This window comes from Citrobacter sp. JUb117, from assembly GCF_024809055.1.
GTDB lineage: Bacteria > Pseudomonadota > Gammaproteobacteria > Enterobacterales > Enterobacteriaceae > Citrobacter > Citrobacter gillenii.
In genome coordinates this window covers 56,919-71,548 of record NZ_JANUFB010000004.1, presented here as the reverse complement: position 1 = coordinate 71,548, position 14,630 = coordinate 56,919, and the positions used below count along the sequence as shown (strand labels likewise).

At 53.9% G+C, this 14,630-nt stretch carries 14 protein-coding genes; 1 reads left to right on the top strand and 13 read right to left on the bottom strand.

Annotated features, from left to right (window positions below; all coding sequences use genetic code 11):
- The 13 genes from M2374_RS10345 to thpR all read right to left on the bottom strand — a co-directional run bounded on the left by M2374_RS10345 (nucleotide 1) and on the right by thpR (nucleotide 12,042).
- Entirely contained in the window at nucleotides 1–582 is a 582-nt protein-coding gene (locus M2374_RS10345; RefSeq protein WP_181490567.1) for a fimbrial protein, read from the bottom strand.
- Nucleotides 583–604: 22 nt separating this feature from the next.
- On the bottom strand, nucleotides 605–3,160 hold the full coding sequence (locus M2374_RS10340; protein WP_181517523.1) for an outer membrane usher protein: 2,556 nt from the start codon (nucleotides 3,158–3,160) through the stop codon (nucleotides 605–607).
- Nucleotides 3,161–3,205: 45 nt separating this feature from the next.
- The gene (locus M2374_RS10335; protein WP_181688462.1) at nucleotides 3,206–3,928 is read right to left on the bottom strand and encodes a fimbrial chaperone; all 723 of its coding nucleotides are present in this window, start codon (nucleotides 3,926–3,928) and stop codon (nucleotides 3,206–3,208) included.
- Nucleotides 3,929–3,987: 59 nt separating this feature from the next.
- Entirely contained in the window at nucleotides 3,988–4,572 is a 585-nt protein-coding gene (locus tag M2374_RS10330; protein WP_181490565.1) for a fimbrial protein, read from the bottom strand.
- Between the two features lie 291 nt (nucleotides 4,573–4,863).
- The gene (gene panD, locus M2374_RS10325; RefSeq protein ID WP_023178331.1) at nucleotides 4,864–5,244 is read right to left on the bottom strand and encodes an aspartate 1-decarboxylase; all 381 of its coding nucleotides are present in this window, start codon (nucleotides 5,242–5,244) and stop codon (nucleotides 4,864–4,866) included.
- Nucleotides 5,245–5,339: 95 nt separating this feature from the next.
- The gene (panC, locus tag M2374_RS10320) at nucleotides 5,340–6,194 is read right to left on the bottom strand and encodes a pantoate--beta-alanine ligase (protein WP_115259425.1); all 855 of its coding nucleotides are present in this window, start codon (nucleotides 6,192–6,194) and stop codon (nucleotides 5,340–5,342) included.
- Nucleotides 6,195–6,205: 11 nt separating this feature from the next.
- On the bottom strand, nucleotides 6,206–6,997 hold the full coding sequence (gene panB, locus M2374_RS10315; protein WP_137361986.1) for a 3-methyl-2-oxobutanoate hydroxymethyltransferase: 792 nt from the start codon (nucleotides 6,995–6,997) through the stop codon (nucleotides 6,206–6,208).
- A gap of 120 nt (nucleotides 6,998–7,117) precedes the next feature.
- A complete protein-coding gene (gene folK, locus M2374_RS10310) occupies nucleotides 7,118–7,609 on the bottom strand; it encodes a 2-amino-4-hydroxy-6-hydroxymethyldihydropteridine diphosphokinase (protein ID WP_174360816.1) in 492 nt (163 codons plus the stop codon).
- Nucleotides 7,610–7,719: 110 nt separating this feature from the next.
- Nucleotides 7,720–9,117, bottom strand: coding sequence for a polynucleotide adenylyltransferase PcnB (gene pcnB, locus M2374_RS10305; RefSeq protein ID WP_207119307.1), 1,398 nt, complete (start codon nucleotides 9,115–9,117; stop codon nucleotides 7,720–7,722).
- A gap of 71 nt (nucleotides 9,118–9,188) precedes the next feature.
- Nucleotides 9,189–10,085, bottom strand: coding sequence for a tRNA glutamyl-Q(34) synthetase GluQRS (gene gluQRS / locus M2374_RS10300; protein ID WP_117342439.1), 897 nt, complete (start codon nucleotides 10,083–10,085; stop codon nucleotides 9,189–9,191).
- A 72-nt stretch (nucleotides 10,086–10,157) separates the two neighbouring features.
- On the bottom strand, nucleotides 10,158–10,613 hold the full coding sequence (dksA, locus tag M2374_RS10295; RefSeq protein ID WP_003829221.1) for an RNA polymerase-binding protein DksA: 456 nt from the start codon (nucleotides 10,611–10,613) through the stop codon (nucleotides 10,158–10,160).
- Between the two features lie 178 nt (nucleotides 10,614–10,791).
- The gene (sfsA, locus tag M2374_RS10290) at nucleotides 10,792–11,496 is read right to left on the bottom strand and encodes a DNA/RNA nuclease SfsA (protein ID WP_181688461.1); all 705 of its coding nucleotides are present in this window, start codon (nucleotides 11,494–11,496) and stop codon (nucleotides 10,792–10,794) included.
- 12 nt (nucleotides 11,497–11,508) lie between these two features.
- A complete protein-coding gene (gene thpR / locus M2374_RS10285; protein WP_096758260.1) occupies nucleotides 11,509–12,042 on the bottom strand; it encodes an RNA 2',3'-cyclic phosphodiesterase in 534 nt (177 codons plus the stop codon).
- Between the two features lie 73 nt (nucleotides 12,043–12,115).
- Between thpR and hrpB the strand changes: the two genes are divergently transcribed.
- Nucleotides 12,116–14,545 (top strand): ATP-dependent helicase HrpB, encoded by a 2,430-nt coding sequence (hrpB, locus tag M2374_RS10280; RefSeq protein WP_181517522.1) that lies wholly within the window; start codon nucleotides 12,116–12,118, stop codon nucleotides 14,543–14,545.
- Nucleotides 14,546–14,630 lie beyond the last annotated feature (85 nt).

Sequence of the window (14,630 nt, the reverse complement as noted above, 5' to 3'; positions counted from 1 at the left end):
TTATTCGTAGGTGAAGTTGAAGGTCGCCACGGCGCTAAAGTCACCGGTGGTACCTTGACCCGTGCGGGTTTCCGCTAATGTGGCGACTAACGGCACCTCTTTCGCACTGATTTCCGCGCTGCTCCAGACTATCCGGCCTGTATCGGCAGTGGCGTTAATGGTGAAAGGCGCATCGGTTGCAGAAACCCTGGCGATAGTGAGACCGAGGAAGCTTGCGGCATCCGCCTTCCCCGAACCGTTGACAATAATGTAGTTAGCATAGCTAGACGGCGTACCCGTGATGGTGGTTTTTAGCCCTTGTAAGCTGTCCGGGCATTCGGTGATTTTCAGCTTAAAAGTCGCTTGGGCTGAACTGTCGCCGTTGGCAATCTTATCGAGGCTAACGGTTCCGCCCGAGCCAATGGGAATGGTGTTATTTTGACCAGTACCACTGCCGCCTTCGATAGCCATATCACAGGTGGTTTCGCGTAGCGTTGCGGTAAAGGTGACATCCAGCGATGTCGCCTGGGTTGGGTATGCGGTTGCGAACAGCAGTCCGCTACAGCCCAGTAGGTAGAGTTTTTTCAGTCTCATTATCTTCATAATCCCTGTAAAAATAATGCCATTACATCTGGCAACGTTGGTTACTCAGTAGACGGGTAAGGCCAACTTTCTGTTCAGCTTTCTCGCTATCGAGCTGATAGTTGACGGTGCAGCGTCCGTCGCTGCCGCTGCCCCAGATGACAAGCAGTTTTCCGCTATCAACGACACCGCGAACGTACGCCATACCGGCCTGCCCGACGGTCCCGATAGATTCACCCTTCTCGTTTTGCACGTCCGCGCCGAGCGGGATAAAACCGTTATCGGTACGTTGCAACTCCAGCAGCAGTGAACGTCCTTCATCGGTTTCGAAATCCACTCGTACCACGGCGCCGCTGCGCGGAATTACCACGGAGCTGGTATTTTTCACCTCGACGTCGTGTTCCATTTTGTCGATATTGATGCCTACATTATTTTCCCGGTAAGCGGACAGATAAGGCTGGATGGCATAGCCAAAGCGGTTAATTTCGCCGTCGCCATTGGTTAAGCGCGCACCTTTGGCACCCGAAGCGTGAACCAGTGCCAGCGTGTCGGTATCGCCGATGCTGTTCGGCGCCAGCGTCAGGCCGCCGGAGTGCAGCAACATGCCGCCGCTGTAACTTAATGAATATTGACGGCTGTTATCGTCGGATGCGGAAGCCGACACGCTGAGTGGCCCCAGTGAGCTGTTGTAGCTACCGTAGCCGCCAACCTGGTTAATTGAGCCGCTGTCACTACGGCTGGCGCTGGTGTTAACGCTATAGTTAAAGCGATAGTCGTCAGTGTTACCGTTGGCGCTGGTGGCGAAGTTATTGTTCGACTTCAGATCACTGTTGACGCTCATGTTGACGGTGGAAAAACCGAGCGGCCTTTTGTTACGACCGAACAGGTTTTCCAGCGGAATACTCAGACTTAAGTAAACGCTGTCGTCTTTATCACCGTATTCGTTATAGGTGCGCTGTACGGAAAGGCTGTAGCTGGCCCACGAGAAGGAATCGCTGTAGCCGATGCTGTATTGCGAGGTCGATGACGACTTGTTCCAGTAGTCCTCCCAACTCCCGTTCACATACAGGTTCCCGTTGCTGGAATCCCACAGAGAGACCGGCTGGCTGATATTGATTTGGAACTGGTTTTTCATGCGCTGGAAATTGCTGAACTCATTGTTTGCATCCGATCCGTTGTGCTTCACGTTATCGTTTAGCGTGGCGGCATCGCGCAGCGACATGTAGTTTTCAGTCGAGAAACGGTAGGCGGCAATGTTGAAAGACGTTTGCGAATCTTCAATCAGCTTACTCCAGGTGATGCGATAGCTCTGCCCGGTGAGGGTGTCCAGATCGTCGACCGATGTATTTGAGTGCGTAACGTCAAAAGCGAAGGCACCCACTGGCGTATTGGTGGCGATACCCAGCAAGCCAGCGTAATAGCCGACGTCCATGTACTGAGCACCGGTGTAAACGGTGAAGGTATTATTCAGGCCGTAGTAGCCGCTGGCGTAGCCCAGTCGAGGCTTCTCTTTTAAGCCATTGTCGTGCAGTTCGCCTGCGCCAACGTCCCAGCGACCATAGCCAGGACGCAGCATCTGTGTGACGGAGGAGTAGGGCACCGAGAAGGTGCGCACGCTGCCGTCGGCTTCTTCAATAGAAACATCCAGGTTGCTGCCATAGCCGGTGGTACTGAGATCGTTGATAGCGAAGGGGCCGGGCGGCACCGTGGTTTCATAAATTTTACTGCCGCTTTGCTTAATCGTGACCTTGGCGTTGCTTTTTGCCACGCCGCGAATTTCCGGGGCGAAGGTTGACGCCCCGCCGGGGAGCATACGGTCATCGTTATAAAAACGAACGCCGCGCAGGCTGAAGGAATCAAAGGCATCACCGCGGGTAAAGGAGTCGCCAACCAGAAACTGCGAGCGCAATGCCGTGATATCACGCTGTAGATAAATATCCTGGCTAGAGTATTCGCTGCCGTTGTCTTTGTCCCAGTTCGCGTTACCTCTGGCACGCAGATGCCATGCGCCAAAATTGGCACCGTATTTTAATCCGGCATAGGCCGAGTCAGAGCTGCTACCGCTGTTTTCCGAATGCCAGCTGTTGAGATCATAAGAAAACATTGCCACCGGAATACCATCCTGCCATAACGAAGGATCGACGTATCCGTTAGGGTTTTTGAGGACGTAAATCTGCGGCATGGAGAGTGACAGTTCCTGAGTGCCGATATCATAATTCCATGAGGACTGCGGGAACTGTTTGGCAAGATCGACACATTCAGCAGACTCGAGATCCATCCCTGCTGTTTTGACGCCAATTTGCGTCAATAACTTGCTAGTGAAGCAGGGCGTAGCGCGTGGCGTGCCATTATCGTTGAAGGTAAAATCGCCCAGCAATTTACGCTGACCATTCAGCAGGATCTGCGTTTTATAGGTACCCGGTGGGACTGGGTTGCCTTTTGAATAACGACTTACGTCGATGTTTGAGCCAGTATTGAAGAGAAATTGATCGTTAAATTCAACATCATCCGCTAAAACTGGAGATGCTTCTTCTGCCATTACTGGAGACTGGAGTGCAATATAAATAGCTGTACACAATAATGATCGACGAAAAAGCATAGTTCCCTTATCTCTTCTGGATGCTGATATCCTTCAGCGCGGTAATTAATTAATGCTGGCCTGGTGCTTCTCTATCCCACCGAAATCATTAATTGCGGCATATTCTATTTTTCCACCTGATATATTAGGCGTGTTTTTTAGCGGAATAACTTCACTTGATAGCGGTGAGATCGTATGGGAATCGACATTTATTTTCTTACCGCTTGCCGTAATAGTGGCGCTTGCCATCGATACGTAATAAGGACTGCTATTATTGGCAACTAGTGTTCCGCCCTGCTGTGACCATTTCAGATTTCCCGCCGCGGTGGCCGGATCACCCTGTAAACCGTCCGGGCGAAAAAACATCTTAATACGGGTGCGGAACGCGAGCTGCAGGACGTTCTGGGCATTGGCGTCTTTTGCCTTTGGTGGAACTTCCAGCACGTTAAACCAGAACAGAGATTCCCGATCCTGAGGCAGGGCCTGTCCGGTCCACGTAATACGGACGGTCTGGCCTTTTGATGGATCAACGCGCGAAACCGGTGGCGTGACGATAAACGGTAATTTCAGCTCTTGTGGATTAACCGTATCACGACCGTCGTCCAGCCAGGACTGCACCAGCAGCGGTTTGTTGCCACGGTTTTCCATCTTGACGGTAACGTCTTTGGATGACTGTGGATACACCACGCGAGTGCCGGAGATAACGATGTCAGCACTGGCGCTAAATGTGCTTAACGCAGCGCTGGCGCATACCAGAGCAGTGAGGGTCAATTGGGTGTAACGATGCATATATGCTCCCTGCGATGCGCCTGCGGAAAAGGCAGGCGCATAATCCAACTACGGCGTGATTACTCGTAGGACATAGTAAAGGTAGCGTTGCTGCTGACTTTACCGGCGGTGATATCAGCCGTCCCTTTCACCCAGTCTGCGCTTGGAACATAAGCCACGCGGTAAGCCAGTACGCCAACACCTTCGTCCAGCGTTGCTGTCTGAGTGTTGTTCGCCGGCAGGCCAACCTCGATGCGGTCAGTGTTGCTGGAACCGTTGTTATACAGCGCCAGGCTTACGTTATCGGCATGCCCAGCAACGCTCGGATCGGTTTTCAGGGTACCGTTAGACAGTTCAGCGAACTGCTGAGAGGTGAAGGTGGCTGACGCTTTGGTCAGCGTTGTCGGGCAACCGCTCAGATGCAGTTCGAATTCTTTGGAACCAACGCCGCCAGTATCAGTGGTCGCCCCTTCAACTTCGCTGACTTTTACCACTGGCATGGTGATGGTGACGTTGTTGGCGTCAACACCGTTGTTAGTGGTGATAGTGCAGGTGGTGTCAGTAACGGCACCATCAAAAGTGATCAGACCTACATCATCTGCGAATGCAGATGCTGAACCCAGTGCGCAAACAATTGCTGCCGCAGCAATGCTCAACTTATTCATTTGTTAACATCCATATAAAATTAAATATTCCCGGCAATAAATGGAGGGAGCCTAAAGAATTTTAGGTTTGGGCATTTTATTCTTGAAAGGACTGTAGGGGGAATTAAGAATTGTTGATAATGAATGTAGAATTGAGCGTTTGAATGGCTTAGGTGAATATGTTAAAATCGAAAATAAGTTTTACAGGATTAATTAATAAAATATAATATATTTTGTGATATTTATTATTCTGCGCTTTTTATATATTTTATGAATAATAGCCCTGAAAAATATTTCAAGGCTATTATATTATCAGGCAACCTGTACCGGAATCGCTTTCGCAGTACGTTTCATTTCGTTATCGCCTTCGAAGTAGGCAACTTTCGGGCGCCAGGTTCGCGCTTCTTCATCAGACATCGTCACGAAGCTGGCGATAATCACGATGTCGCCAACTTCAGCGCAATGCGCCGCAGCACCGTTCACGGAGATGATCTTCGAGCCGCGTTCAGCCGCAATGGCATACGTAGAGAAACGTTTACCGTTGGTCACGTTCCAGATATCAATCGCTTCGTTTTCCAGAATACCGGAAGCATCGAGGAAGTCCTGGTCAATAGCGCAGGAGCCTTCGTAATGCAGGTCCGCCTGAGTGACCTTCACGCGGTGAAGCTTGCCTTGCAGCATGGTGCGAATCATAACGTCTATACCCTGTCGTTTACCTTGGCAAAGCAGGCAAAAACGACCTGCTTTGAGAAATTTTTAGGCAGTATTGCCCGATTTTTAGCCCCTGTCTACTGGGCTAATGTAACGCTTTGATTGTCGATGAGACGCGCCTGGCCCAGCCATGCAGCGACCAGAATTACTGCACGTTTACTGGTTTCGCTTAGCGCCAGCAAAGTATCGGCATCGCGAATCTGAATGTCATCGGCACGGAAGCCTTTTTCGTTCAGCTCCTGCTCTGCAATGGCAATGATCTCTTCCTGATCGCGCTCACCGGCCTGTAATTTTTCCCCAATGCGGCTCATCACTTTGTACAAGCCTGGGGCGATTTTACGCTGCTCAGCCGTCAGGTAGCCGTTGCGTGAGCTGAGGGCTAAACCGTCTTTGGCGCGAATAATCGGCACACCGACGATCTCAATGTCGTAACCCAGATCGGCCACCATTTTGCGAATTAGCGCCAGCTGCTGAAAGTCTTTCTCGCCAAAGCAGGCGATATCAGGCTGGATCAGGTTGAACAGCTTGCTAACGATGGTGGCAACACCGCGGAAGTGACCTGGACGACTTGCACCTTCCAGCATGGTGGAGAGGCCGGGAACATCAACGAAAGTGTGGCCTTCCAGACCCTGAGGGTAGATTTCTTCTACGGCTGGAGCAAAGACGTAATCGACTTTACGTTTGTTCAGCTTTTCGCAATCTTCTTGCAGCGTACGCGGGTAGCGCACCAGATCGTCCGGGCGGTCAAACTGCATCGGGTTAACGAAAATGCTGGCGATCACTACATCCGCTCGAGCCCGGGCTTCATCGACCAGCTTCATATGACCATCGTGCAGGTTGCCCATGGTGGGAACTAACGCGACGCGCTTACCTTCCTGACGCAGACGACGAACGTGCTGGCGCAGCAGCGGTAGGGTTTCAATAATTAGCACACCTTGACTCCTTAATGGAAACTGTGTTCTTCACCCGGGTAAACGCCGGATTCAACCTCGGTAATATACTGCCGCACCGCGGCGCGCATGTCGCCCGCTTCATTGAGGAAATTTTTGGCAAATTTCGGAATATGACCGCCGGTAATACCAAACGCATCATGCATCACCAGGATCTGACCGTCGGTGACATTGCCTGCGCCGATGCCGATGACCGGGATGGACAGCGCTTCGGTTACGCGTTTTGCCAGCTCAACCGGAACACACTCCAGCACCAGCAGCTGCGCACCTGCGGCTTCTAATGCCAGCGCATCGTCGAGCAGCGTTTGGCCCGCATCGCCACGGCCCTGCACTTTATAACCGCCAAAGATATTCACCGACTGGGGTGTTAAGCCCAGATGACCGCACACCGGGACCGCACGTTCGGTCAGCATTTTCACCGTATCAACCAGCCACGCGCCACCTTCAATCTTGACCATGTTTGCGCCAGCGCGCATCACCACCGCCGCGTTAGCAAAGGCTTGCTCCGGCGTGGCGTAGGCCATGAACGGTAGATCGGCAAGCAGCAGGCAGTTTGGTGCACCGCGACGCACTGCCCGGGTGTGATAGGCGATGTCTTCAACGGTGACTGGCAGGGTGGAATCGTGCCCTTGTATTGTCATTCCCAGTGAGTCGCCGACCAGCATCACATTGATGCCTTCGTCGGCAAAGAGTTTAGCGAAGCTGTAGTCGTAGGCCGTAATCGTCGCGAAGCGCTTTTTCTCTTGCTTGCATTTTTGCAGCAAGGAAATGGTCGTCGGTTTCATAACATTTCCTGAGTGTGAAAGTCATATTTACCGGCATTCTAGCAGTCACATTCAGGGGGGCAATGGTTTTAAGCAACCGTTTGGCGCGAAAGCAGTAAACGCTAAAGGGGAGGGGAAAATTTACCAGTGGGCAGGTTTTTCTGCGCCAAGGAGGGTGAGGTGCTGATGCAGACGGGTACCGTCCGGGAAAGTCAGTTCCGGCGCGATTTCAAACAGCGGCCACAGCATAAAGCCCCGGTTTTTCATATCGTAATGCGGAACGGTCAGACGGTCGGTATTAATCACGTCGTTGCCAAACAACATGATGTCGAGATCCAACGTGCGCGGACCCCAGCGTTCGGCTTTCCGTACTCGCCCTTGCTGCAACTCGATACGCTGCGTGTGGTTGAGCAACTCTTCAGGCGCGAGCGTGGTTTCCAGCGCAACGGCAGCGTTCAGGTAATCAGGTTGATCCTGAGGACCCAATGGTGGCGTGCGGTAGAAGGAGGATACGGCGACGATCCGGCTGTCCGGGATTTCTCCCAGTGCCTGTACGGCAGCATTAACCTGTTCCAGCGGAGAGGCTAAATTGCTGCCGAGTGCGATATATACCCGTCGTCTTTCTGGCTGCATCTGTGTTGGCTTTCCTCGCTCATCCCTGTCACGTACTGATGTACGCTCCTGGGCATTCGCTGTGTCGCCGTCTTGATGCAACCCGAAATCCGTTGGGTATACGCGATGGGTCACGCACTTCCCTCGCGGCGCGGCGCACGTTTACGCGGACGACGATGGCGACGGCGTGCGTCTGGCTCTTCATCCAGTTCGTTCAGCATGCCTTTTTGTTCTGGTGGCGCGGAAACCTGGAATTCGCCCCACCACTGCGCCAGACGCTGCAGTTCGGCGTTGTTTTCCACTTCGGCACGCAGCGCCAGTAAATCGTAGGCGGCGCGGAATTTCGGATGCTCCATCAGCTTCCAGGCGCGTTTTCCCTGACGACGGGACATGCGTAACTGAAGCTGCCAGATATCGCGGGTGAGCGATGTCAGGCGTTTAGGAATCGCCAGCGAGCGGCACGCTTCGTCCAGCACGTCGTTCATCGCCAGCGCGAAAGCGTCGTAGTAGGCCAGACCGCTTTCCTGAGCAATTTTCTGCGCGGCTTCCAGCAGCGGGTACCAGAACATGGCGGCAAACAGGAACGCCGGATTGACACGCATATCGTTGTGGATACGGGTATCGGTGTTCTTCAGTACCTGGGCAATAATGCGTTCCATTGCGCTGTCACCTTCTTCGGTGAAATAGCGGGTAATGGTCGGGAACAGCGGCTGGAACAGGCTGTACTCACGCAGTTTCTTATAAGTTTCGTAGCCGTAGCCCGCCTGTAACAATTTGAGGGCTTCTTCAAACAGGCGTGCCGGCGGAATATCGTTCAGCAAGGTTGCCAGACGCGGGATCGGCTCGGCGGTTTCCGGGCTGATGCGCATGTCGAGTTTTGCTGCAAAGCGGACAGCGCGTAGCATACGCACGGGATCTTCACGATAGCGAGTTTCAGGATTACCGATCAGGCGAATGACGCCGTCTTCCAGATCCTGCATCCCGCCGACGTAATCGCGAACGGTAAAATCCGCTACGCTATAGTAAAGGCTGTTAATGGTGAAATCGCGGCGTTGCGCATCTTCTTCGATGGAACCGAAGATGTTGTCACGCAGCAGCATACCATTTTGACCGCGCTGTGAGGTTGCACGGTCGGCTTCGCTGCCTTCATGGTGTCCGCGAAAGGTTGCCACTTCGATAATTTCCGGGCCAAACATCACATGGGCCAGACGGAAACGACGTCCTACCAGACGGCAGTTACGGAACAGTTTCCGAACCTGATCGGGGGTCGCGTTGGTCGTGACATCAAAGTCTTTCGGCTTTTTGCCCAGCAAAAGATCGCGTACGCCCCCGCCGACCAGCCATGCCTCGTATCCAGCCTTATTAAGCCTGTACATTACCTTCAGGGCATTTTCACTGATATCTTTGCGGGAGATAGAGTGCTGCTCACGCGGGATTACCGTCATATGTGGACGGGCGACGGCAAGCTCGGCCTCGCGCTCCTCGCGGCTTAGCACCTTGCGGCAAAAATTAGCGACTCGGGTAAAAATAGTACACCTCGGTAGTGTCAAACTTCAGTCAGAACAAGTGTTGCTGTGTAAAAATAGCGGCTAATCATAGCTCAGCAAGAGGCATTTGAGAATGCCGGATTTACATTCACTGAACCCGGCACCGTCGTAAGCACCCAATTTTGCACCGCAGTTTGCAGTAATTCTTCCACGCTTAGCGCTTGCCACGGTATTGCTATGTCTTGTCCGAGGAAGCGCAACGCGTCGATGAGAACAGGGCGCGGATCGCCTTGCGGCAGGGCAGGCGCATGATTCTGCTTAGAAAGTTTAGCCCCGTGTTCATTCAGCGCCAGCGGGAGATGAATATAGTCCGGTACCGGCCAGCCAAACTGCTGATACAGCGAAATTTGGCGCACTGTGGGCTCGATAAGATCCGCGCCACGCACGATTTCCGTCACGCCCTGAAAATGGTCATCAACCACCACCGCCAGGTTATAGGCAAACAGCCCATCGCGTCGGTGGATGACAAAATCTTCCCGAGCAAGCTGAGGGTTGGCCTGAATCTCGCCGCGCAGTCGGTCGTTAAACTGCATGACCGGGTGGCGTTGCTTGATACGCACCGCCGCGTGGTCCGGTCCGTGGCGTAATGTGCGACAGTGACCGTCGTAAATGCCGCCAATACTCTGAATACGGGCACGGGTGCAGGTGCAGTAATAGCTCAGATCCTGCTCTTGTAACCAGGCCAGCGCTTCACGGTACGCGTCATGGCGCTGAGATTGCCACAGTACCTCGCCATCCCAGTGCAGTCCGTAATGTTCCAGCTGACGCAGAATCGTATCTGCAGCACCGGGAACTTCACGAGGGGGATCGATATCTTCAATGCGCACCCACCAGATCCCGTGCTGTGCGCGAGCCTGTAGGTAGCTGCCGAGAGCGGCAATCAATGAACCAAAATGCAGTTCGCCGGAAGGGGATGGGGCGAAACGGCCAATATAGCGTTTGTCAGTCATGTCGGTGGATAGCATAAAAGAAGAAGGCGGGAGAAACTCCCGCCTGTAGTCAACGTGGTACAAATGACGGGATTAACCTGCCATCTGTTTTTCGCGAATCTCAGCCAGCGTTTTGCAGTCGATGCACAGATCGGCTGTCGGACGCGCTTCCAGACGGCGAATACCAATTTCTACGCCGCATGATTCGCAGTAGCCGAAATCTTCGTCTTCTACTTTCTTCAGCGTCTTCTCGATCTTTTTGATCAGTTTGCGCTCACGGTCACGGTTACGCAGCTCAAGGCTGAACTCTTCTTCCTGTGCGGCACGGTCAACCGGATCGGGGAAGTTAGCTGCTTCATCCTGCATATGAGTCACAGTGCGATCGACTTCATCCCTGAGTTGATTACGCCATGCTTCAAGAATACGCCTGAAGTGCGACAGCTGGGCTTCGTTCATATACTCTTCGCCCGGTTTCTCCTGGTACGGCTCCACCCCAGCGATGGCGAGAATACTCAGGGACGATGTTTTACGGTTTTGCCCTTCTTGCATGTTGCTTCTCCTTAACACGCACTATCGATCCCCATGTTCGGGGGAAAAATCAGGTCGCTATAAATAGCAGATGCTTTTCCGGATAGCAATTATCTAAACGTTACACTTGACAACCCTGTGAGGAAAAGCGTATTTGCGCACGCGGCCAGAATACTAATTAACCCGTTTGTATATGCCATTACAACGTAATGGCTAATGGCTCTTTAAGAGTCATTCCGTGGGCAGAAAGTTCCGCTTTATATACCAGAATTTCTACCCCCTTAAGCCGTGCTTCGACTAATAATTGCGCATATTTTGCATCGATATGGCGCGCGGGTGAAAAATGTGTAATGGCTGAATGCAGCACTGCGAAAAATATCACCGCTCGCTTGCCTTCGGCCGCTACGTTCATCAATTCCCGAAGGTGTTTCTGACCTCGTTCAGTGATGGCATCGGGAAAATAACCCTGATTTTTTTCCGCCAACGTGACTGATTTCACTTCAATATAGCAGTCAGGGCGGGAATCCGCCTGTAACAAAAAATCAATGCGGCTGCCTTCGGCGCCGTATTTTACTTCACTTTTCAATATGCTGTAGTTCGAAAGTTCTGAAATTAACGCATTCTGAATAGCTTCTTTCGTTAATCTGTTAGCCCACAGGGTGTTAACACAAATAAACGCACCGGATTGGGTTTGCGTTAATTCCCAGGTATGCGGGTATTTCCGTTTAGTATTTTCTGATGTTGAATACCAGACGGTGTCACCCGGTGTAGCGCATCCGGTCATCGCGCCGGTATTCGGGCAGTGTAGCGTTAAGGTTGTACAGTCGGGTGTGATCACATCCGCTAAAAAACGCTTGTAGCGCTGAATTAAAGTCGCGCGCTGAAGTGGCGGAGAAAATTCCATGGAAATGTCCTTTTATTTTTCGCCAAGCGTCCAGCGCTGTAGTGGCGTGTAGCGTGTGCGACCGCGTGCAAATGAAGAGGCGTAAAGCGCAAACTCGGTGACCGGAAATGACCAGCAAAAACCCGGCGGCGGGATCGTGACCGCATGGCCGGCATCGCGTAACAGCGTGATATGCGGATGAAACGGCTGTGGGCTTTGGTAACACCCGCTGCGCGCGGCCTGCGCCCGCAGCATACTCGCCAATTGCAACAGCCCGCGTGGCGGCTGGCGCATTCCTAGCCAGACCACGCGTGAGCGCAGCCATTGTCCGGCGTCATCCAGTGTTAGCGTAAAACCCGGCTGGCGAATACGCCCGGCAAGTTGTGACAGCGCCTGCTGCTTCTCAGCGCTGACCTCGCCTAAAAAGGCCAGTGTCAGGTGCAGATTGTCAGCCGCGACGGGGCGACCCGCTTCAGGTGGGAACTGTGCGGCTCGCCAGTGGATAAGCTGCTCCCGAACCTCGGCTGGCAATTCAATGGCAAAGAACAGCCTTTTTGGCTCAGACATGATGGATACTCGGTTATGAATTAACGCGATGCTACAATGCAGCGCGAAGAATGTTAACCCTCTGGAGCCATTTGTGACGACGTTGCCCGTTGCCGCCGTAGTGCCTGAACTGCTTACCGCCCTTGATACCTCACCGCAGGTTCTGCTGACCGCACCGACCGGCGCCGGGAAATCGACCTGGCTGCCGTTGCAGCTTCTTGCGCACAATGGCATTCAGGGGCGGATTATTCTGCTGGAGCCGCGTCGTCTGGCGGCCCGCAACGTGGCGCAGCGTCTGGCCGAGTTGCTGAACGAAAAGCCCGGTGAGACCGTGGGCTACCGCATGCGTGCTCAACACTGCGTTGGACCGCATACCCGGCTCGAAGTGGTAACAGAAGGTGTGCTCACGCGCATGATCCAACGCGATCCCGAGCTAAACGGCGTTAGCCTTGTGATCCTCGACGAATTTCATGAGCGCAGCTTGCAGGCTGACCTGGCGCTGGCGCTATTGCTGGATGTACAGCAAGGGCTGCGGGATGATTTAAAACTGCTGATCATGTCGGCAACGCTGGATAACGGGCGTTTACAGCAGCTGTTGCCCGATGCGCCGACGATTGTCTCTGAAGGCCGCGCCTTTCCCGTAGAACGACGCTATCAGCCGCTGGCGGCGCATCAGCGCTTTGATGAAGCTGTGGCGGTGGCAACGGCGGAGCTATTACGCCAGGAAAGCGGCTCGTTGCTGCTTTTTTTACCGGGCGTGGGGGAGATTCAGCGAGTGCAGGAACAGCTGACCTCGCGCGTAGGTAATGATGTTCTGCTTTGTCCGCTATACGGTGCGTTATCGCTTACCGAACAGCGTCAGGCGATTTTGCCCGCGCCGCCAGGCTCGCGCAAAGTGGTGCTGTCCACCAATATTGCCGAGACCAGTTTAACTATCGAAGGTATCCGGCTGGTGGTGGACTGTGCGCAGGAGCGCGTGGCGCGTTACGACCCGCGCACCGGTTTGACGCGCCTGATTACCCAGCGTATTAGCCAGGCGTCGATGACCCAGCGAGCCGGGCGAGCAGGCCGTCTGGAACCCGGTATTTGCCTGCATCTGCTGGCGAAAGAGCAGGCCGAAAGAGCGGCGGCGCAGGGCGAGCCGGAGATGCTGCAAAGCGACTTGTCCGGCTTGCTAATGGAGTTGCTGCAATGGGGATGCACTGACCCAGCGCAGTTAAGCTGGCTGGATAGGCCGCCGACGGTCAATTTGCAGGCGGCAAAACGGCTGCTACACATGCTGGGCGCACTTGAGGGCGACAGGCTCAGTGCGGCGGGGCAGAAAATGGCGGCGCTCGGCAACGATCCGCGTCTGGCGGCGATGCTGGTTCGTGCCACAGATGACAATGAAGCGGCAACGGCAGCAAAACTGGCGGCGATTCTCGAAGAGCCCCCGCGCGGTGGCAGTACCGATCTGACGGTGGCGTTTTCACGCAATCAGCCGAATTGGCAGCAGCGTAGCCAGCAATTGCTGAAGCGCCTGAACATTCGAGGTGGGCAGTCTGATAGCGCGCTGATCGCCCCGTTACTGGCTTCGGCTTTCGCCGATCGCATTGCCCGACGTCGTGGTCAGGAGGGGCGGTATCAGCTGGCTAACGGGATGGGGGCGATGCTGGATGCCGACGACGCATCAGGGCGTCATGAATGGATTATTGCGCCTTTATTGCTGCAAGGCAGCGCCTCGCCGGATGCGCGTATTTTGCTGGCCCTGCCGCTGGATATCGATGCGCTGATACAATCATCTCCTGAGTTGCTGCAGCAGTCCGACACTATCGAATGGGATGAAAATCAGGGGACACTAAAGGCATTGCGCCGCACGCAGGTAGGTCAGTTGACGCTAAAAGTGCAGCCGCTGGCCAAACCCTCGGAAGAGGAACTGCATCAGGCGATGCTGAATGGTATTCGCGATAAAGGGCTAAGTGTGCTCAACTGGACGCCGGAAGCAGAGCAGTTCCGACTGCGTCTGCAATGTGCGGCAAAATGGCTACCGGAATACGACTGGCCTGCCATGGACGACGCGTCGTTGCTGGCGACGCTGGAGAGTTGGCTGCTGCCGCATATGAGCGGTGTGCACGCTTTACGCGCGCTTAAAGCAGTAAATGTGGGCCAGGCATTGCGCGGATTACTGGACTGGTCAATGCTGCAACGTCTGGATAGTGAATTGCCCACACATTACACTGTGCCGACGGGAAGCCGGATAGCCATTCGCTATCACGAGGATAACCCACCGGCGCTGGCGGTCAGGATGCAGGAAATGTTTGGCGAGGCCAATACGCCGACCCTCGCACAGGGGCGCGTCCCGCTGGTGCTGGAACTGCTCTCCCCGGCGCAGCGACCGCTGCAAATCACCCGTGATTTGAGCGCGTTCTGGCAGGGGGCGTACCGTGAGGTGCAAAAAGAGATGAAAGGGCGTTATCCCAAACATGTCTGGCCAGACGACCCGGCGAATACCGCGCCGACGCGGCGCACCAAAAAGTATTCATGAGTTGTAGTGGTAGGCCTGATAAGCGAAGCGCCATCAGGCAAAAAAATTGAGAGATTTCTTCTTCTGTCGCTTGACGGAAGAACAG